Origin of the sequence: Exiguobacterium sp. s149 (assembly GCF_018618395.1) — a bacterium.
GTDB lineage: Bacteria > Bacillota > Bacilli > Exiguobacteriales > Exiguobacteriaceae > Exiguobacterium > Exiguobacterium chiriqhucha.
In genome coordinates this window covers 78923-96132 of record NZ_JACSLZ010000003.1, presented here as the reverse complement: position 1 = coordinate 96132, position 17210 = coordinate 78923, and the positions used below count along the sequence as shown (strand labels likewise).

The 17210-nt window shown below is 53.8% G+C and carries 18 protein-coding genes; 8 read left to right on the top strand and 10 right to left on the bottom strand.

Translation table 11 applies throughout. The features are described 5' to 3' along the window. The first annotated feature begins 155 nt into the window (after positions 1 to 155). From kynU to KNP81_RS05465, 6 genes are all read left to right on the top strand, one after another. Positions 156 to 1433 carry a kynureninase gene (gene kynU / locus KNP81_RS05490; protein WP_214719065.1) on the top strand — a complete coding sequence of 426 codons (1278 nt, stop codon included), beginning with the start codon at positions 156 to 158 and terminating at the stop codon, positions 1431 to 1433. Positions 1434 to 1444: 11 nt separating this feature from the next. After that, positions 1445 to 2284, top strand: a complete 840-nt coding sequence (gene kynA / locus KNP81_RS05485) for a tryptophan 2,3-dioxygenase (protein ID WP_214719063.1) — start codon at positions 1445 to 1447, stop codon at positions 2282 to 2284. 14 nt (positions 2285 to 2298) lie between these two features. Beyond that, entirely contained in the window at positions 2299 to 2922 is a 624-nt protein-coding gene (kynB, locus tag KNP81_RS05480; protein ID WP_214719050.1) for an arylformamidase, read from the top strand. A 125-nt stretch (positions 2923 to 3047) separates the two neighbouring features. Further along, positions 3048 to 4034, top strand: coding sequence for a glycosyltransferase family 2 protein (locus tag KNP81_RS05475; protein WP_214719047.1), 987 nt, complete (start codon positions 3048 to 3050; stop codon positions 4032 to 4034). Beyond that, a complete protein-coding gene (locus KNP81_RS05470; protein WP_214719046.1) occupies positions 3982 to 4371 on the top strand; it encodes a GtrA family protein in 390 nt (129 codons plus the stop codon). The genes KNP81_RS05475 and KNP81_RS05470 overlap by 53 nt, the downstream gene beginning before the upstream one ends. Next, on the top strand, positions 4368 to 6899 hold the full coding sequence (locus KNP81_RS05465) for a YfhO family protein (RefSeq protein ID WP_214719044.1): 2532 nt from the start codon (positions 4368 to 4370) through the stop codon (positions 6897 to 6899). The genes KNP81_RS05470 and KNP81_RS05465 overlap by 4 nt, the downstream gene beginning before the upstream one ends. Here the strand turns inward: KNP81_RS05465 and KNP81_RS05460 are convergent. Next, positions 6892 to 7776, bottom strand: coding sequence for a MurR/RpiR family transcriptional regulator (locus KNP81_RS05460; protein ID WP_214719042.1), 885 nt, complete (start codon positions 7774 to 7776; stop codon positions 6892 to 6894). The two genes, KNP81_RS05465 and KNP81_RS05460, sit on opposite strands and share 8 nt — an antisense overlap. 204 nt (positions 7777 to 7980) lie before the next feature. Here KNP81_RS05460 and KNP81_RS05455 point away from each other — a divergent pair, with 204 nt between their 5' ends. Then, positions 7981 to 9378, top strand: coding sequence for a 6-phospho-beta-glucosidase (locus KNP81_RS05455; RefSeq protein WP_214719040.1), 1398 nt, complete (start codon positions 7981 to 7983; stop codon positions 9376 to 9378). A gap of 38 nt (positions 9379 to 9416) precedes the next feature. Here KNP81_RS05455 and rbsB read toward each other — a convergent pair whose 3' ends face one another. The 7 genes from rbsB to KNP81_RS05420 all read right to left on the bottom strand — a co-directional run bounded on the left by rbsB (position 9417) and on the right by KNP81_RS05420 (position 15713). Continuing rightward, a complete protein-coding gene (gene rbsB, locus KNP81_RS05450; protein WP_214719038.1) occupies positions 9417 to 10328 on the bottom strand; it encodes a ribose ABC transporter substrate-binding protein RbsB in 912 nt (303 codons plus the stop codon). Between the two features lie 22 nt (positions 10329 to 10350). Then, on the bottom strand, positions 10351 to 11316 hold the full coding sequence (locus KNP81_RS05445) for an ABC transporter permease subunit (RefSeq protein ID WP_021065942.1): 966 nt from the start codon (positions 11314 to 11316) through the stop codon (positions 10351 to 10353). A 1-nt stretch (position 11317) separates the two neighbouring features. Then, positions 11318 to 12796 carry a sugar ABC transporter ATP-binding protein gene (locus KNP81_RS05440; protein ID WP_214719036.1) on the bottom strand — a complete coding sequence of 493 codons (1479 nt, stop codon included), beginning with the start codon at positions 12794 to 12796 and terminating at the stop codon, positions 11318 to 11320. 11 nt (positions 12797 to 12807) lie between these two features. Then, positions 12808 to 13197, bottom strand: a complete 390-nt coding sequence (rbsD, locus tag KNP81_RS05435; protein ID WP_214719034.1) for a D-ribose pyranase — start codon at positions 13195 to 13197, stop codon at positions 12808 to 12810. Continuing rightward, entirely contained in the window at positions 13197 to 14081 is an 885-nt protein-coding gene (rbsK, locus tag KNP81_RS05430) for a ribokinase (protein WP_214719032.1), read from the bottom strand. The genes rbsD and rbsK overlap by 1 nt, the downstream gene beginning before the upstream one ends. Next, the gene (locus KNP81_RS05425; RefSeq protein WP_214719030.1) at positions 14078 to 15061 is read right to left on the bottom strand and encodes a LacI family DNA-binding transcriptional regulator; all 984 of its coding nucleotides are present in this window, start codon (positions 15059 to 15061) and stop codon (positions 14078 to 14080) included. Before KNP81_RS05425 ends, rbsK begins: the two co-directional genes overlap by 4 nt. A 100-nt stretch (positions 15062 to 15161) precedes the next feature. Next, complete coding sequence (locus KNP81_RS05420; protein ID WP_214719029.1) at positions 15162 to 15713, bottom strand: GNAT family N-acetyltransferase; 552 nt, start codon at positions 15711 to 15713, stop codon at positions 15162 to 15164. 67 nt (positions 15714 to 15780) lie between these two features. Here KNP81_RS05420 and KNP81_RS05415 point away from each other — a divergent pair, with 67 nt between their 5' ends. Beyond that, positions 15781 to 16227, top strand: coding sequence for a DUF4385 domain-containing protein (locus KNP81_RS05415; RefSeq protein WP_214719028.1), 447 nt, complete (start codon positions 15781 to 15783; stop codon positions 16225 to 16227). Here the strand turns inward: KNP81_RS05415 and KNP81_RS05410 are convergent, their stop codons facing one another. Together KNP81_RS05410 and KNP81_RS05405 are read right to left on the bottom strand one after the other, a co-directional pair. Beyond that, positions 16228 to 16665 (bottom strand): GNAT family N-acetyltransferase, encoded by a 438-nt coding sequence (locus KNP81_RS05410; protein ID WP_214719027.1) that lies wholly within the window; start codon positions 16663 to 16665, stop codon positions 16228 to 16230. An 87-nt stretch (positions 16666 to 16752) separates the two neighbouring features. Continuing rightward, positions 16753 to 17202, bottom strand: coding sequence for an OsmC family protein (locus KNP81_RS05405; protein WP_214719026.1), 450 nt, complete (start codon positions 17200 to 17202; stop codon positions 16753 to 16755). Between the last annotated feature and the right edge of the window lie 8 nt (positions 17203 to 17210).

Genomic DNA, 17210 nt, shown 5'->3' with positions numbered 1-17210 from the left:
TCTTTCAGATTGACTCTCTCCATTTCATCATCACATATCCAGCCGTGAGAAGCACGTGCGAACCATGCCCGAACTGCGGTCATTCGTGTTGACACGCCCTGCCCTGATTGCTACGCTTTTGTCAGCATTGCATGACGAATTTTAGGGGGATGAGAATGTTACAAGATTTCACACGGGCGTACGCGGAAACACGCGACGCCAGCGACTCGCTCGCATCATACCGGGGAGAATTTTATTTGCCGCAAGACGGGATTTACATGGATGGGAACTCGCTCGGCCTGTTATCGAAACGGGCCGAGCAGACGCTCCTCGAATCGCTTCAGGATTGGAAGGAGCTCGGGATTGACGGGTGGATGTCGGGACGACACCCATGGTTCAACTTATCAGAACAGTTGGCCGCCCTCAACGCACCGCTCGTCGGAGCGAGAGCCGAAGAAGTGATGGTGACAGGTTCGACGACGGTCAACTTGCATCAGCTCGCCGCCTCATTCTTTAAGCCGAAAGGCAAGCGAACGAAAATTTTGGCCGACGCGCTCACGTTCCCATCTGACATCTACGCACTGAAAAGCCAACTCGAGCTCCGGGGACTCGACCCGGCCGAACATTTGGTCCAAGTCTCGAGCCCAGATGGCCGCTATTTAAAAGAAGAAGACATCATCGCAGCGATGACAGACGATATCGCCTTGATCGTCTTGCCGACCGTCCTCTATCGCAGCGGACAGATTCTTGATATGGCCCGTCTCGCCAAGGTGGCGCACGAACGGGACATCTTGATCGGCTTTGACGCCTGCCACTCGGTCGGCGCCATCCCGCACGCGTTCCACGATTGGGGTGTCGACTTTGCCTACTGGTGCAACTATAAGCATCTGAACGGCGGACCGGGCAGCGTCGGCGGCCTGTTCGTCCATGAACGCCATTTCGGGACGACGCCGGGCCTTGCCGGTTGGTTCGGTTCACGCAAAGACAAACAGTTCGATATGGATCACACTATGACGCCGGCTGATGACGCCGGCGCGTTCCAAATTGGGACGCCGCACGTCTTAAGCCTCGCCCCGCAACTTGGCGCCCTCGAAATGTTCAACGAGGTCGGGATGGACGCCATCCGTGAGAAATCACTCGCGTTGACGTCGTATATGAACGAACTGATTGACGAAGTGCTCGCGCCATACGGTTTCGTCATCGGTAGCCCGCGCAACGAGACGCAACGCGGTGCCCATTTGAGCCTCGAGCATCCAGAGGCGGCCCGCATATGTAAAGCGCTCAAACAACATCGCGTCATCCCGGACTTCCGGGCCCCGAACATCATCCGTTTGGCTCCGGTCGCCTTGTATAACACGTTCACCGACGTTTATGACGTCGTGATGACGCTACAGACGATCATGGAAAACAAAGAATACGAGGCGTTCAAGAACGTCCGCGAAGTCGTGGCCTAAGGAGAATTCATATGAGTGAACGGATTGAACATAACGTCGAGCAATCAATTCAGACCGATTTTTCAAAAGACATGTCATACGGTGACTATTTGCAACTCGACCCGGTTTTATCGAGCCAGCATCGTCTGTCGGACCATCACGATGAGATGCTGTTCATCATCATCCATCAGACGAGCGAGCTGTGGATGAAACTGATTTTACATGAACTGACGGCGGCGACGACCGCCATCGAGACCGGAGAGCTTGAGCGCTCGTTCAAGATGCTCGCCCGCGTCTCGAAGATTCAACAACAGCTCATCCAGTCGTGGAGCGTCCTGGCGACGTTGACCCCGGCTGAATATTTGGAGTTCCGGGACAAGCTCGGTTCGTCGTCTGGGTTCCAATCGTATCAGAACCGCCAAATCGAGTTCGCGCTCGGCTTCAAGAACGCGCGCACGCTCAACGTGTACGCCCATGACGAGAAGCTGTTCCCGCTCCTCGAGTCGTCCCTGCAGGCACCGAGCATCTATGATATGACGGTCCGCGAGATGCACCGCCGCGGTCTCGCCATCGATGACGCCGTGCTCAACCGCGACGTCACGAAAGATTGGGAATGGAACGAAAGCGTCGAAGCGGCTTGGGTCGAAGTGTACCGAGACGTCACCAAATATTGGGACTTGTATGAGCTCGGCGAGAAACTGCTCGATATCGGCAGCCAGCAACAGATGTGGCGCTTCAACCATATGAGCACGGTCGAACGGATTATCGGACAAAAGATGGGGACCGGCGGCTCGTCCGGCGTCAATTACTTGCGCCGCGTCCTCGACCACCGCTTCTTCCCGGAACTTTGGACCGTCCGGACAAAACTGTGAGGAGGATGAACACGATGACATGGATTGATGTTTCGCAACCGCTCGACGATTCAATCACGACATGGCCGGGCGACACCGCCTTCCGTTACGAGATTGCCTGGCCGATGGCCGACAGCGGATCGGTCAACGTCGGCAAAGTGACGATGAGCCTCCATTCCGGCACGCACATCGACGCCCCGTTCCATTTCGACGACGCCGGACAGCGCGTCATCGACCTCGACCCGGGACTTTATATCGGGCCGGCCCGGGTCATCCATCTCCCGGGTCGAGAACGCATCGAGGCAAGGGACTTGGACGGCTTTGACTTGACCGGCGTCGAACGGTTGATTTTAAAGACGGACGGCTGGCCGAATAAGCAGGAGTTCCCGAGCCATATCCCTGAACTCACGCCTTCACTCGCCGACCGGCTCGGCGAACTTGGGATTTATTTGATCGGTCTCGATTTGCCGTCGGTCGATGCAATCGACAGTAAAGAGATGGCGGCGCATCATGCGCTTGCCCGCAACGGGGTCCATATTCTTGAAGGACTCGTCCTCGACCATATCGCCCCTGGTGATTATGAATTGAACGCCGTGCCGCTCCCCATCGTCAAAGGAGATGGCAGTCCGGTGCGCGCACTGTTGCGTTCATTGGACTGAACGAAGAAACATCTACTCTTCCCGGGTAGATGTTTTGTTTTTACAGTCATTCTGTAAATCAGGCATGAGTTCCGGCTCGTTCGGGAACAAGAGACGTATGTGTCACGCCCGAAAGGAGTCAATCTATGCAACTCATTTCCTTTGTTCTCCCAGCTTATAATGAAGAGACAAACATCCCGCTCATCTTCCAAGCCATCCATGAACAATTTCTTGATAGCGACTATCATTATGAAATCTTGTTTATTGACGATGCAAGTACCGATCGCACTCTCGAGACGATCAAATCGCTAGCAGTTCGTCGTCCTGAAATCCGGTATATCTCGTTCTCTCGGAACTTCGGGAAAGAGGCGGCCATTTTAGCAGGTCTGCAACACGTGAACGGAGACGCGATGATTTTAATGGATACCGATTTACAACATCCGACGACACTCATCCCGAAACTGATTACGGGCTTTGAGGAAGGTTACGACCAAGTCATCGCTAAACGGGACCGGACCGGCGAGAGCGGCATCCGAAAATTGGCGTCCCAAACGTACTACTCGTTAATTAATAAAATTGTCGATATCGAACTCGAAGACGGGGTCGGCGATTTTCGATTGCTCAGTCGTGATGCCGTCGATGCGATTCTTCGGATGAACGAGAATCAGCGCTTCTCAAAAGGATTGTTCTCTTGGATTGGGATGGAACAAAAAATCATCACCTATCAAAACGTCCTTCGCCAAAATGGAGAGACGAAATGGTCGTTTCGTCAATTGTTCAATTACGGCGTCGACGGCTTGATTTCGTTCAACTCCAAACCGCTCCGCTTCTGCTTCTTTACCGGGGTCTCGATTCTCGTCCTGTCGATGTTGTACATTTTATTCACGCTGTTCGGGATTATTCAAGACGGCGTCGAAACGCCAGGCTATTTCACGCTCATTTCGGCCATCCTTTTGCTCGGAGGGATTCAACTCGTCAGTCTCGGGATTATCGGTGAATATGTCGGACGTATCTACTTCGAGACAAAACAACGTCCCGCTTATTTGATTCAAGAGACTAATATGCAAAGGAAGAGTGTGAATGAACAATCGGAAGGCAGAGTTTATAAGATTCATCGTCATCGGGGGAATTAACACCCTCAATTACTACGTCGTTTATATGCTGTTTCATTACGTATGGAACATCAGCTATGGGGTCTCTCATGTGGTGGCGTTCGCGCTCAGCATGGTCGCCTCTTTCTTTTTAAACAGCTATTTCACGTTCAACGTTAAACCGACGCTACGCAAATTTCTACAGTTCCCGCTGACACAAGTCGTCAACTTCACGGTCACGACCGTCTGTATTTATGTGCTCGTCGAACAGCTCCGGGTGTCGACTGCCATCGCCCCCCTGTTCGCCATTTTCATCGCCGTACCGGCGACGTTCATCGTCACGAGTAAGATTTTGAAGCAGGGGCACTCCGCCATATGAAGAAAAAATTGCTCATCGCCGCCGCTTTACTCGTGTCCATCGTCGCCCATTCCTTTTTCATCTATTATCAGTCACAAGGCGGTTACATCGCTGGCACGAATGACGGATTATCGCAGATGGTCCCGTTCAAACATTTCCTGTACGAGACGTTCCATAAAGGAAACCTCGTCTATGCGGAAGACTTCGGCTTTGGCGGTGGAATCATCACGCAGCTCGCCTACTACTATGCGACTTCGGTCGTGTTTTGGCTCACGGTCTCCGTTGTCTCCCTGTTCGACGCACTCGGACTCGTCACGCCAAATCTCGAACTATGGTTACAGCTCACCCTCGTCGTCAGCATCATCCGTCTCGCCGTCGTCCTATTGTTAGCGACACACGCGTATCGGCTGTTCCACGTCAAACTGCCACACGCCTTCGTGGGCGCTGTCCTATACGGAGTATCCGTCATGTATATTCGCCATGTGACGTTTTGGGAATTTTTCGCAGACGCCTTTCTCTGGGTCCCGCTCCTCGTCATCGGTCTCGAGCGCATCATCCGGCTTGGGCGCGCCGACTTCTTCATCGTCATCAGTGCGCTTATGCTCGTCAATAACTTCTACTTCGCCTACATCAACTTGGTGTTCGTCTTTGTCTACGTCGTGTTCCGCCAGTTCATCCGCTTCCCGGAAGATCGTCTCAGACGCCGACAACAGTGGCTACTGTATAGTGGATCAGGTGTGCTCGCGTTGCTCCTCAGCGCGTTCGCATTCATTCCGGCGACGTATGGATTTCTGCAAAACGAGCGACCGTCTCTCGAGCACGAGATTGACCTGGTGCGCTTCGATAATATTTTGTATGATAGCCGCCTGTTCATCATTCCGGCCGTCTTCATCCTGTTCGCCCTCTATCGTCCACTCTATCGCCAAACAGCGTTTCGTCTTTTTGCGGCGATGAGTCTTTTATTCACGGTACTTCACTTCAGCCCACACGTCGGAAGTTTCTTCAACGGTTTCTCGGCTCCGCAATATCGCTGGGAATATCTCGCGAGCTTTACGATTGGTGGTGCGGTCGCGGTCGGATTGTCACATTGGCGATTTGAAAAAAAATCGTTCTATATCGCCGCAACGAGTACGGTCTCGCTTTATCTCCTACTCGGTTTGTTCGGGGAGGTCGCGTCGTGGTCAGTCAGTCTTGTCATCTTTGGATTGATGCTCGCCACCGTGGCGTCGCTTTGGTGGAAACCAATGATTACGCCGTACCTGCTCATCGTCTCATGTCTCGTCGTCTTTAACGGCTATACGAAACTCGTGCTTCACGATCAAGCCATCGTTAAGACGAACGAGTCATTCGTGAACAGTTCCAACTATGACAGCGCCGAACAACGGGAACTGATTGCACTCGTACAAGAAGAGGCCGCCCCGCTCGAACGTCTCGATTGGATGGTTCCTTTGCGCAACAACACACCCATCGTCCAATCGTTCCTCGGGACCAGCCTGTACTCGAGCATATTGAACGGGAACCTGTTGACGCTCTATTGGAACGACCTCGAAATCGATACGGGACGGGAAAGTGTGAGTCGGTACGGAACGCTCGGCAATCGCGCCAACCTGCATCACTTACTATCAAGCCCTTACTGGATGCGTAACCAAAACGTGGCGAGCGAAGCGCCTTACGGGTTCAACTTGCTCGCCGAGACGGAACGTTACGCCGTCTATGAAAGCGGGACGCGCCTCCCGTTCGTTCGCACGACGACGTCTACCTATCGCCAAGCTGATCTTGACGATGTCTCGATGTTGACGCGCGAGCAGACGATGCTCTCAGGTGTCATCTTAGAAGCTGGACGCGACACACCGACTCCGGCTCGGACCATCGACGTTATGACCGAAGAAGTCGAGGCTGCATTAGATGGCGATACACTTCGTGTCACCTCTGATGAAGGCGGCATCGACTTGATTCCGGACGTCCCGTCGACGGCGAGGGGAGACTTGTATGTCTCCTTCGACATTCGAAAGCTGGAGGGCGACGGGTTCTTCATCAAACTGGGTGGATACCGGACGACACGTAAACCAGAGGAGTCGATTTACCGGACCGACCTCACATCGATGACGCTACGCACGCCGATGTCCGAGCGCGTCCCGTTACGTCTTCCCGAAGGCACGTATGCACTCGAAAATGTGACCGTCGAGTGGGAAGATTATGCGACGCTCGACTCGGTAGTCGAGGAGACGAAGACACGTCCTGACATCCCGGTCACTTGGGATGGTCCCGACTTTGACTTCACCGTCGAGGAAGCCGAGCCAGGAACGTATGCTGTTCTCCCTGTGCCGTTTGAACGCGGATGGCGCGCTTCCGTCAACGGAGAAACCCGTGACGTCTTACAGGCCAACTATGCGTTCAGTGCGATTCAGCTCGATCAAGGGCGAAACGAGGTCGAATTGACATATCGACCGCCATTCTTTAATATCACAACGGTGATGACGTTGCTTGGTCTCGTGTTGTTAATCAGCTATCGCGTATATGTACGCCGCAAAGAGCATCCGTTCACGTGAACGGATGCTCTTCTTCTTGCATGACCTCACTTGAAATTTTTCGATGGTCGAACCGTTTCGAAATTTGCACTTTGTAAGCCATGTTCGCCTCATAGTCTTTCGAGAACACACCCGCGTACAACAGGTCGAGCAGACAATGAATCGAATCGTTCGTCGTGAAGCTCCCAATTTTCGAGTAGAGGCGCTCACGAGTCGTCAAACGGAGCGTGCAGTCGGCCTGGCTCGAGATCGCGTTCTCTCCGAGACTCGTCAAGGAGAGCACCGGCACACGTTGTTTCTTTAAGTAAGGGATGAGCCCGAGCGTGTAATCGCTCTCCCCCGTATACGAGATGAGGAGCGCGCACGTCGTTTCATCCGAGTTGGCCGCTTCGAACTCGGCATCGAATTCACAGAGGCTGACTTGTTTGCCAATTCGGTTCATCTTTGACTTGAAGTCGTGACAGAGCAACAAATTATGGATAACAGAAAAGACTTTGATGTGCCGTGCCTCACACAACATCGTTACGGCCTGCTCGTACGCCTCATGATCGAGCAACGACAACGTATCCTCAATCGTCATCTGTTTGAGCGCCGCTAACTTGTTCGCTACGACCATCAACTGGTCGCCGGCCGCAAACGGCTCGTTCGCATCGATGTCTGAGAAATGACGGTTCAAATACTCGATTTCCTCCAAAAACTGCTCCTTCAACTCGACCCAACCTGTGAACTCCAATTTCGCAGCGATTCGGCTAAGGATGGACGGGTGCGTATACGTCGCCGCAGCGATTTGCTTCATCGTCTGATCGTGAATCCGCTCCCGCTCGGCAAATAAATAGTCGATCACGTCTCGTTCCGACGGCGAGAATCCATCCTGCTTCATTTTTTCAGTTAACAGCATAAGCCAGCTCCTCACGTGAATGACGTTCACAAAAAACGACTTGATTTTGTTTTATTTTGTAAACGATTTCTGAGTTCTTTTGAAATCTATTGTGTTCATTTTTCTCTATTCTATACTGAAATGGACAAACGGATACAGTTCGAGTATCACATTTCGTTTACACACGATTGATTTTTTTTGTGAACAAACAAGGAGGAGATTCGTATGACAACCGGAATTAAACTCGTCACCATTGGGGGCGGTAGCAGCTATACACCAGAATTGATGGAAGGGTTCATTAAGCGGTATGAAGAGTTACCGATTCGCGAAATTTGGCTCGTCGACATCGAGGCCGGTCAAGACAAACTCGACATCGTCGGACAAATGGCGCAGCGAATGTGGGACGCTTCTCCGTATGACGTTAAAGTGCATCTGACGCTCGACCGTCGAGAAGCGTTACAAGACGCCGACTTTGTTACGACCCAGTTCCGTGTCGGTTTGCTCGACGCCCGCATCAAAGATGAACGGATTCCGCTCTCGTACGGCATGGTCGGCCAAGAGACGAACGGGGCCGGCGGTATCTTGAAGGCGTTCCGTACCATTCCGGTCATCCTTGATATCGTCGAAGACATGAAACAGCTCTGTCCGGACGCCTGGCTCGTCAACTTCACGAACCCGAGCGGAATGGTGACCGATGCGGTCATCCGTTACGGCAAATGGGACAAAGTCATCGGCCTGTGCAACGTGCCGGTCAATGCGATGATGGCAGAACCGGAACTGATTGGTAAGAAACCGGAAGAGTTGATTTACTCGTTCGCCGGATTGAACCACTTCCATTGGCACCGGGTTCATGACGTGCATGGTCAAGACGTCACGCGCGACATCATCGACAAGATGTATGACGGCGATTCGGGCATCCCCGCCAATATTCATGACATGCCGTTCTTCAAAGAACAACTGCAACAGATGAACATGATTCCTTGCGGCTATCACCGATACTATTACCGTGCCGAAGAGATGCTCGCCCACATGCTCGAGGAATATCGGGACCCGGCCGTCGGCACACGTGCCGAGCAAGTGAAGCAAACCGAAGCCGAGCTGTTCGAGCTGTACAAAGACCCGAACCTCGACCATAAACCGGAGCAACTGTCTAAACGCGGCGGTGCCCACTACTCGGACGCGGCGTGTGAGACGATCGCCTCGATTTACGCCAATAAGAACACACATATCGTCGTCTCGACGAAGAACAACGGGGCCGTCCCGGACCTCGCCCCGGACGACGTCGTCGAAGTATCGGCCTATATCGGGGCGACCGGTGCGAAACCAATCGCGTTCGGCGCACTCGCCCCCGCTGAAAAAGGATGGCTCCAAGTGATGAAGAACATGGAGCGGTGCGTCGAAGAAGCGGCCGTGACCGGTGACTACGGACTCGCCCTTCAAGCGTTCATCATCAATCCGCTCATCCCGAGCGGCGAGACCGCGAAACGGGTGCTCGATGAACTGCTCATCGCCCATAAAGCGTACTTGCCACAGTTCGCCGATAAAATCGCTGAACTCGAAGCGAGCGGCGTCACGATCAAAGACGAAGTCGTTCAAGCACTCCAACCTATTCATCAAGCATAAAAACAGCCGACGCACCTCGAATGCGTCGGCTGTTCATATTATTTAATCAATTCAAGGTCGACCGGGATGTTCTCTTCCACTGTCTCCCCTTTTAAGTGGTTCACAGCAGCCTCGACACCGAGTTTTCCAATCTCTGTCGGTTTCTGTGCGACCGTCGCAGCCATCGTTCCGTCCTCGACCGCCTTGACGGCATCATCCGTCGCATCAAAGCCGATGACTTTGACATCGTTCAAGCCGGCACTGTTCAACGCTTGAACGGCACCGAGTGCCATCTCATCATTATGAGCGAATACGGCGACGATGTCTTTATTGTCTTGCAAGATGTTCTCCATGACCGTCAACCCTTGGGCCCGGTCAAAGTTAGCCGACTGTTTGGCAACGACGTCAAGTTTTCCATCGATTGCTTCGTTGAATCCTTGACCACGGTCACGTGTCGCTGACGCTCCTGGAATCCCTTCGAGTTCGACGACTTTCCCGCCTTCGCCGACGAGTTCAACCATATAGTCACCTGCGAGCTTCCCACCAGCGACGTTATTTGACGCCACGTGCGCGACCACGTCGCCTGACTCGGCGTTACGGTCGACCGTGATGACCGGGATGCCCGCATCGTTCGCACTTTGAACGGCTGCACCGACTGCTTCCGAATCGGTCGGGTTGATAAGAATCAAGTCCATCCCTTTTTGAATCATGTCTTCGACGTCGCTCACTTGTTTGGCCGCATCGTTTTGCGCATCGGCGACCGTGAGTGTCGCATCGAGTTCAGTTGCTTGCTCTTCCGCACCGTCTTTCAACGCGACGAAGAACGGGTTGTTTAGTGTCGAAATCGAGAGCCCTATTTTGAAGTCCCCGTCTTTCGTCTCTTGCTCCGAACTTGTCCCCGGTTGTTCCGTCGAACAAGCTGCCATGACGACCATTGTCAATACGAGTAGCCAAGCTGTCCATTTTTTCATCTTCCGTTTCCCCTTTCGATGATTACGCGTTTTGTTTTCGATCGAGCAATACTGCGAATAAAATGACGGCCCCTTTGACGACGAGTTGGAAAAACGATGAGACGCCAAGAAGGTTCAAACCGTTGTTCAACGTGCCGATAATGAGCGCCCCAATCAGCGTCCCGACAATCCAGCCTCGTCCACCCGCAAGACTCGTTCCCCCGAGAACGACCGCTGCGATGGCGTCAAGTTCATAAGACGTCCCAGCCGTCGGTTGGGCCGAGTTGAGACGCGATGTCAAAATGATGCCGGCGAGTGCCGCCAACGTACCCGACAACGAGTAAATCAAGACTTTGACTTTGTTGACCCCGATGCCCATCAGTTTGGCAGCTTCCTCGTTACCGCCAATCGCGTACGTATGACGACCGAACGTCGTCTTTTTCAAAATGAAGTACAACACACCGAAAGCGATCAACATCGTCACAGCTGGCACCGGGATAATCCAGAAGTAACCGCGTCCGAGGAGTTCGAACCACGTCGAGTCGCCTAACCCGGTAATCGGACGGCCGTCCGTATAGACGAGCGTCAAACCCCGATAAATCGTCATCGTCGCGAGCGTCGCGATGAACGGTGCGACTTTCCCGTATGTGATGACGGCGCCGTTGAACGCACCGAGCACAGCACCGGCAATCAATCCGAGCGCGATCGCCATGACCGCGTGTTGCCCATCGACCATCATGCCGGCGACGAACGCCGAAGACAAGGCGAGAATCGAACCGACCGATAAGTCGATGCCGCCTGTCAAAATGACGAACGTCATCCCGAACGCAATCAAGGCGTTGATAGACACTTGGCGAAGGACGTTAAAGATGTTGTTCAACGAGAGAAAACCTGGTTCGAGCGCCGTCACCACAACGATGATGGCGAGCAATCCGAATAACGGTCCGAGCTTTTGTCCCCAACCAAGCTTTTGCGGCCGACCTAATGCAGTCGCAGCTTTCAATTCCATATCATTGTCCTCCTGTCGCATATGTCATGACTTTTTCTTGCGTCGCCTCGTCTTTGGCCAACGTTCCGGTGACGACACCTTCTCGCATGACGACAATCCGATCGCTCATCCCGAGTACCTCGGGTAAATCCGACGACACCATGATAATGGCGACGCCCGACTCGGCAAGCTCACTCATGATCGTGTAAATCTCTTTTTTCGCCCCGACATCGACACCACGCGTCGGTTCGTCGAGAATCAAGACGTCCGGCTCGGCGCCGAGCCATTTGCCGAGGACGATTTTTTGTTGGTTCCCACCCGAGAGTGACTTCACTTTCTGCTCCATCGAATGATGTTTGACGCGCAGCTTTTTCAAATAACCGTCCGCGAACTGTTCTTCCGCTTGCCGTGAGATGATGGTTCCCTTCGCTCGTTTATCGAGCGTCGGCAGCGATAAGTTCTCACGTAACGTGAAGTCGAGCAACAACCCTTCGCCTTTTCGGTCTTCCGTCAAGAAGGCGATGCCGTGTCGGATCGCGTCGGCCGGTTGCTTGATTCGGATTTCGGTTCCGTTCAGTTTGACGACGCCTGCTTTGGCCCGGTCAGCTCCGAATAAGGCACGCATCACTTCGGTGCGTCCAGCTCCCATGAGTCCCGAGAAACCGACGATTTCACCGGCTCGAACATCAAACGAGACATTGTGGAACCGGTTACCTATCAATCCATCGACTTCAAGTACGACGTCGCCAATCGTGGCGTTCCGATCCGGATAGCGTTCCCCAATCTCGCGCCCGACCATCTCTTTGACGATTTCTTCGAACGATGTCTCAGCGATACGGTGTGTCCCAATCGACACGCCGTCGCGGAGGACAGTGATGCGGTCGCACAGTTCAAAAATCTCTTCCATCCGGTGCGAGATATAGATAATCGACACGCCTTGGTCACGCAACGCCCGCGATACCGAGAACAGCGCTCGAATCTCGCGGTCGGTGAGTGCGGCGGTCGGTTCGTCCATGACGATGACTTTCGCATCCGTCATGAGCGCTTTGGCGATCTCGATCATCTGCTGTTGTCCGACAGATAATTGTTTGGCGAGCTGATCGACTTCCATGAACACGTTCAACTCGGCCAAATACTCCCGCGCCCGACGCTTCATCTCTTGCTGCTTGATGACACCGAACGGACCGGTCAATTCCCGTCCAAGGAACAAGTTTTCCATCACCGTCAGCTCCGGCAGTATGTTCAACTCTTGGTGAATAAACGCGATGCCCGCCCGTTCGGCTTCTTTCGGATGTTTGAACTGCCGGACGGCCCCATCGATGACGACTTCTCCTTCATCAAGCGGATGCAGCCCGGTCATCACTTTCATGAGCGTCGATTTGCCGGCCCCGTTTTCGCCCATCAACGCATGAATTTCGCCGGGTAACAATTCGAAGTCGACGCCTTTCAATACACTGACCGGACCGAACGATTTATGGATGCGCTTCAACTGGATGTGCATCGAACCCCTCCTTAAAAGATGACGCCGGCATGTAAAATGACGTTCGCATACGGAGTCGCTTCTCCTGTCCGGATGACGACTTTCGCTTGTTCGACCTCGCGTTTGAACGCTTCATGCGAACAAGTTTTCACCGTGTCAAATCGATCGGTCAACGCTTTGGCGATTGGCTCGTTCGCCGTGAACACCTCATCGGCTACGGTGATCTGTTCGATGACCATATCCGACTCGACCGCATCTAATACATCGAGGAACGACGGTTCACCGAGACGAAGCGCCAAATCGACTCGCGCCACGCCATTTGGAATCGGTAGTCCACAGTCCGCGATGACAACCGTGTCCGTATGACCCAAGTCCGCAAAGATTTTGGTCAAATGGCTATTCAAAATCCCATGTTTCTTCATCACACTCGCTCCAATCGTCTCATGACGTCGTTCCGGTTCGGCATGCCGCCTTGGGCTCCGAACCCTTCCACACTCAATCCTGAAGCGACGACGGCGAAGCGTACCGCTTCACGTAACTCGCTTCCTTCCATCAAGGCGGCCGCGAGGGCCCCGTTGAACGTGTCCCCCGCTCCCGTCGTATCGACGACATCGGCTCGGATGGCTGGAACGTGCTGAATCATCTCGCCATCAAAGAAGCGGACACCGTTGACCCCTTCGGTCACAATCAGTTTGTTCGGATAGCGGCGCAGCACCTCATCGAGCGGGATGTCTCCGAACAAGTCACGGCACTCGTGCTCGTTTGGCGTCACGTAGGTTACATGCTCGAGCAGTTCATCCGTGAGCGGTTGCGACGGAGCCGGATTTAACAACACCGGGATTTGACGGGCGCGACAGTACGCACTCACTTGTTCGACCGTTGCAATTGGAATCTCGAGTTGGAGCAAGACGAGTGTCTCGTCATCAATCAACTGTTCGAGCTCGGCTTCCGTGAAGACGACTTGTTTATTCGCCGATTGGACGACGACAATCGAGTTGTCACCTTCGGCGAGCACGATATGCGCCGTCCCGGTCACTTCGCCGTCAATCGTCCGCAGGTGTTGGGTCCCCACTTTATTCTGTTCAAAGTTTTGGCGGATACGCTGTCCGAATTCATCGGAACCGACACATCCGACCATCTCGACTCGTCCTCCGAGTCGAGCGGCGGCGACCGCTTGGTTGGCACCCTTTCCTCCGGGCACCGTCTGAAACGCCTGCCCGATGACGGTCTCTCCTGCCTGCGGACGTTTGTCTGTTGTGACCACTAAATCCATCGATACACTACCGATGACCACAATTCGCTTCATGTGTCATGCCCCTTTCGGATCGTCGTCTGTCGCTCCGTCAACGTGACGGGCAACAAGATTTCTTTCGTAACGGTATCTTTCTTCTCAATCAAGTCGAGGAGTCGCTCGGTCGCTCGGCGTCCCATCTCATAGATGGGTTGCGAGATTGTCGTGAGCGGCGGCGACGTCATCTCCCCGAGCTCTATGCCGTCGTAACCGATGACTTGTAAGTCTTCTGGCACACGCACATTCCGACGCACCGCTTCCTGCAACACCGCGGCCGCGATGACGTCATTGGCGGCGAACAATCCATCGAACGGCCAATGCTCATCAAACAGCGTTTGCGCCGCCGTGAGCGCTTCTTTGAACGTGAAACTCGAATGCGTCATGCCGACGAGACGATCTCCCGCGACGTCAAGGAACCCATCCGTCCGTCGCTTCACCGTCTGCAGCTGTTCCGGTCCGCCAATGTGAGCGAGCCTTGTCGCGCCACAATTCAACAGCGTCTCTGCCGCCAGCCGACCGCCTTCATATCCGTCTGAAATGACGGCATCAATGCCGGACTTGACGATTCGGTCGAGCGCGACCATCGGCACCTCTAACTTTTCATAGTTCGGATTGTCCGAGTGGTTCGTCGTGATGATTAGGCCGTCAACATGCATCGTCTGAAGCGCGACCAAGTACGACTGTTCTTTCGCCAGTTGCTCGTCCGTGTTGCACAAGACGACTTGATAGCCGTGCTGATTGGCCACGTCTTCGATCGCGCGGGCCAACTGCGGGAAGAACGGGTTCGTGATATCTGGCATAATCAATCCGATCAGCCCGGATGTTTTGGTGAATAACGAACGCGCGACCCGGTTCGGGGCGTAGTCGAGCTCGGCGATGGCCCGCTCGACGGCCTCCCTCGCCTCGGTGCTCACATAGCCGTTATTGTTCATGACACGGGACACGGTCGCGACAGAAACGTTCGCCCGTTTGGCCACTTGTTTGATTGTTGCCATCTCGACCCCCCCTTTTTGGTAACGCTTACAAACACATCATAATGTGTAACCGGTTACATATCAAGTGTTAATTTTTCCGCACCAAAAAACGCCAAGCTCATCATTGAGCCCGGCGTTCCTCATACTCGTCTTTCGTCACAACGTAAATGAGGCTCTGCACCGTGCGCCCATCCAAGCGCGTCAACTGTTGGGATGTCGTGAAGACGTACGTGAAGCCCGTCTTTTCGACGACACGGCGCGACTGGTCGTTGAAGTCGAAATGTCCGCACCAGATGCGTTCGAGCTCGAGATCATCAAATCCGTGGCGCATCACTTCATGAACGGCCTCCGGGATGTACCCTTTCCCCCAGTGCTCCGGGCTGAGGACATACCCAATCTCGCGTTGGCGGTCATGCTGAATCTCAGGGTCCGGCCGGCGGTCGTGCAACCCGAGGCTGCCGATGACCTCACCTGTCTCTTTTAACGTGATGGCCCAGACGTCTTCGTCTTGTTGGAACAGCCGGATGACGTCACGCGTCTCCTCGACCGATTGGTGCGGTGCCCATCCTGCTTTTGGTCCGACCCGCTCGTCTTGCGCGTATCGAAACATCTGTTCAGCGTCCTCGAGTTGAAACGCCCGCAGCCGGAGCCGGTCTGTATCAAGTTGAATCATCATGTTCTTCCTTTCTGTCGTTTCCCTCGGATTCGTTACGGGAATGAATCCATGAGGAGGGATGACGATGCCGTTTGATTATGATTTAGATTTTGAAACGATTGATTTCCGCAAACAACCGGAGCTGTATCGGGTCGGACGAGGCGAACAAGGGGTCCTGCTCGTCGAACCGTATAAAAGTGAGATTCTCCCCCATTGGCGTTTCAAGACGCCTGACATCGCCAAACAGTCCGCCGATGAGATTATGGAGCTGTTCGAGGCGTATCGGGCCGCCGATGACTTCGTCGGGATGGATATGGCCCGCAAATTCATCCAGATGGGCTATACCCGGGCGAGACGTTACGCCAACTATAAAGGCGGACGAAAATATAAGGACGACGGCGACATCCACGACCGACAAATCGATGAAGAGAAGGCGGAATCGGCTCGCATCTTCAAGGAACGATGGGACCAGCTTCGGGCTGATGAGGACTATTTGAAACGAAAGAAAGCCCATCAGAAACAGTACGGATGATTATCGGGTCATGACGAGAAAACGGGTCGCTCCTTTTTCAAACGACGTGACCTGTTGAAACCCTAGCTGCTCATAGAGATGGATGGCCCGCTTGTTGAATGCGGCCACCGTCAATCGGAGCGGTTTGCCTTCGCGTGCTGCTTCTTGCATCACCAACCGGACGAACGGACGGCCATGTCCCCGACCTGTTCGCTCTGGGTGCATGCCGAGCCCGAGGTCGACGTATGTGTCATCGTAAACATATGTATCGTTCGGTACTTGTGCGTATCGGCCGAGACAGTAATAACCGATTAGCGTACCATCATGGACGGCTTGATACGCCATCAGTTCATCCATCCCTTCCGCTGAAGCTTCTTGGTTATAAAAATCATACGGCGACTCGTACGTCCACGCTTGAATCGCGCGGGCGTCTTGTCGTGTCATCGGGCGAATGTCCATGACAACCTCCTTTCTCACGTCTCCTCTTGTTCGTGCTCGCCGGCAAACATTCCTGTCTGTATAAAAAAAGGATGGGTCGCCCCGTCCTCACTTCCGTGTCCACGTCGCCGTGATGTCGACGTCGGCCGCATGCATTAAATTGTGAATCGGGCAACGAGCCTCGACGCCTTTTTGTAACGCCGCAATCCGTTCATCCGATTCGGTCGTGTCGAGGATGATATTGACGTGTACTTTCTCAAAATACGTCCGCACTCCTTCAACGCCTTGGAAGCCGCGCGGGTCGAGCGTTCCTTCGGTCACGAACGTCACCCCATCGTAATTGAAATCTTGATCTTGTGCGACGTAAGCGATCATGATTGTCGTGCACGACGATAGCGCTCCGAGTAAATATTCAAGCGGGTTCGGCCCGGCATCCGTCCCCCCTAGTCGTTCCGGCTCATCGACGATGAACGGTTCTAAATCACGTACGTGCACCGTCGTCTTCACACTTGTCGCTTCTCCTTCGGCGCGCATCGTCACCAATGGTTTTTCAGTCATCGCTTCTC

Bases quoted from the DNA above. Each gene is read 5' to 3' on its own strand.
- kynU (WP_214719065.1), top strand. From the start codon at position 156: ATGTTACAAGATTTCACACGGGCGTACGCGGAAACACGCGACGCCAGC.
- kynA (WP_214719063.1), top strand. From the start codon at position 1,445: ATGAGTGAACGGATTGAACATAACGTCGAGCAATCAATTCAGACCGAT.
- kynB (WP_214719050.1), top strand. From the start codon at position 2,299: ATGACATGGATTGATGTTTCGCAACCGCTCGACGATTCAATCACGACA.
- KNP81_RS05475 (WP_214719047.1), top strand. From the start codon at position 3,048: ATGCAACTCATTTCCTTTGTTCTCCCAGCTTATAATGAAGAGACAAAC.
- KNP81_RS05470 (WP_214719046.1), top strand. From the start codon at position 3,982: ATGAACAATCGGAAGGCAGAGTTTATAAGATTCATCGTCATCGGGGGA.
- KNP81_RS05465 (WP_214719044.1), top strand. From the start codon at position 4,368: ATGAAGAAAAAATTGCTCATCGCCGCCGCTTTACTCGTGTCCATCGTC.
- KNP81_RS05460 (WP_214719042.1), bottom strand. From the start codon at position 7,776: ATGCTGTTAACTGAAAAAATGAAGCAGGATGGATTCTCGCCGTCGGAA.
- KNP81_RS05455 (WP_214719040.1), top strand. From the start codon at position 7,981: ATGACAACCGGAATTAAACTCGTCACCATTGGGGGCGGTAGCAGCTAT.
- rbsB (WP_214719038.1), bottom strand. From the start codon at position 10,328: ATGAAAAAATGGACAGCTTGGCTACTCGTATTGACAATGGTCGTCATG.
- KNP81_RS05445 (WP_021065942.1), bottom strand. From the start codon at position 11,316: ATGGAATTGAAAGCTGCGACTGCATTAGGTCGGCCGCAAAAGCTTGGT.
- KNP81_RS05440 (WP_214719036.1), bottom strand. From the start codon at position 12,796: ATGCACATCCAGTTGAAGCGCATCCATAAATCGTTCGGTCCGGTCAGT.
- rbsD (WP_214719034.1), bottom strand. From the start codon at position 13,197: ATGAAGAAACATGGGATTTTGAATAGCCATTTGACCAAAATCTTTGCG.
- rbsK (WP_214719032.1), bottom strand. From the start codon at position 14,081: ATGAAGCGAATTGTGGTCATCGGTAGTGTATCGATGGATTTAGTGGTC.
- KNP81_RS05425 (WP_214719030.1), bottom strand. From the start codon at position 15,061: ATGGCAACAATCAAACAAGTGGCCAAACGGGCGAACGTTTCTGTCGCG.
- KNP81_RS05420 (WP_214719029.1), bottom strand. From the start codon at position 15,713: ATGATTCAACTTGATACAGACCGGCTCCGGCTGCGGGCGTTTCAACTC.
- KNP81_RS05415 (WP_214719028.1), top strand. From the start codon at position 15,781: ATGCCGTTTGATTATGATTTAGATTTTGAAACGATTGATTTCCGCAAA.
- KNP81_RS05410 (WP_214719027.1), bottom strand. From the start codon at position 16,665: ATGGACATTCGCCCGATGACACGACAAGACGCCCGCGCGATTCAAGCG.
- KNP81_RS05405 (WP_214719026.1), bottom strand. From the start codon at position 17,202: ATGACTGAAAAACCATTGGTGACGATGCGCGCCGAAGGAGAAGCGACA.